The organism is Ideonella sp. B508-1 (assembly GCF_000333615.1).
Classification (GTDB): Bacteria; Pseudomonadota; Gammaproteobacteria; order Burkholderiales; family Burkholderiaceae_C; genus Ideonella.
The window spans coordinates 1-1616 of the sequence record NZ_BADL01000426.1; the positions used below are offsets into that span (position 1 = coordinate 1).

The 1616-nt window shown below is 76.7% G+C and carries 1 protein-coding gene; it reads left to right on the forward strand.

Annotated elements, in window-relative coordinates:
- Positions 1-158: 158 nt before the first annotated feature.
- A partial coding sequence (locus tag I73_RS31020; protein WP_148289833.1) for a DUF4157 domain-containing protein occupies positions 159-1616 on the forward strand: 1458 nt, incomplete at its 3' end.

The window sequence follows — 1616 nt, forward strand, 5'->3', positions numbered from 1 at the left end:
TGATCGCCTGGCGGCAGCAGAACACCGCAGGCGGGAGCGCGACGGCCACCGCCGCGGCGCATGCCCCTGCGCCCCCGCCCGCGCCGGCGCCGGCGCCGCCAGCCCCCCCGGCGCCAGGCCCCGCGCCTGCGCCCAAGCCCTGAACCAGAGCCGCCGCCATGCAGACGCTGGCCCGCCTGCCCCCGGTGTCCGCCGCGCGCTCGCCGGCCCTGGCGGCGCTGCGGCCCAAGCTGCGGCTGGGCCACGCCCAGGACGAGGCCGAGCACCAAGCCGACCGCATGGCGGCGCGCGCCCTGGGCCTGGCCGGGCCGGTGGCCCTGCCCGCGGGCGATGCCCAGGCCCAGCGCTGCGCCCTGCGTCAGGTGCTGGGGCACGGCCCGCGGCCGGCCGCAGGACAGACCGGCAGGCCTGCGGCCGACCCACCCGTGCCGCAGGACGAGGACGCCGCCCTGCCCGAGGCCCTGGAGCGCGAGCTCCACACCTTGCAGGCCGGTGGCCAGCCCTTGCCGCCGCCGCTGCGCGCCGAGATGGAAGCCCGTTTCGGCATGGACCTGTCGGGCGTGCGCCTGCACACCGGCGCCCGCGCCGCGCGGCTCAACCAGGCCCTGGGCGCGCACGCCTTCGCACTGGGCGAGCACATCGCCTTTGATGCCGGCCGCTTCCAGCCGGGCGAGCCGGCCGGCCGCTTTCTGCTGGCCCATGAGTTGGCCCATGTGGCGCAGCAGCGCGGCGCGGGTGAGGCCCCGTCCGGCACCACCGCCCACGCGCCGGCCACCGTGCGCGGCGGCTTCTGGGGCGACCTCTACGACAGCGTCTCCGATACCCTGGGCGACATCGCCAACTGGGCCATCGACAAGGTGCGCGAGCTGGGCTGGCGCCTGCTGGAGAGCATCTCGCCCGAGTTCGCGCGCACGGTGCGCGCCATCGTCGACGAGGGCCTGCTGAACTGGCTGGGCCGCCAGGTGGCGCGGGCCTGGGACGGCTTCATCGGCGGCCTGCGGGCCCTGGTGCCCTTCGAGGGCCCGCGCCAGCTGATCACCCTGTTCGATGGCCTGGTGCGGCGGGCCGCCGGCATCGCCGCAGCCCTGGTGGCCGGGCGCTGCGAACCGCTGATGGCCGCCATCGGCGAGCTCAAGACCTTCGTCACCGAGGCCGTGGGCGTGGCCTGGGACAAGCTCAGCGCCTTCCTGCGCCCCATCGGCGAGTTCTTCAGCCGGCTGTGGGCCGACTTCGGCGCGCCGGCCCTGCAGTGGCTGCAGAACTTCGGCGGCGCGGTGTGGGAAGGCATCCAGAGCCTGGGCCGGCGGCTGTGGGACTGGATTCGCCCGGTGCGCGAGGCCGCGGCCCGCGTCTGGAACTGGTTCTCCGAGCTGCTGTTCGGCCCCGCCACCGGTGACGAGACCACCGGCAGTTCCGGCGGCGTGGTGGGCTGGCTCAGCGCCAAGGCGGGCGAGGCCTGGGATTGGGTGCGCGAGCGCACCCGCCCGGTCTGGCAGCCGGTGGCGGCCCTGGCCGAGCGGGTGGCGGCGCTGATCCCGCCGGCCTTTGTGCGGCAGATGGGCGAGCGGGCCCAGCAGCTGGCCGGCGGCCTGGACAGCGCAGCCGCCGGCATGGAC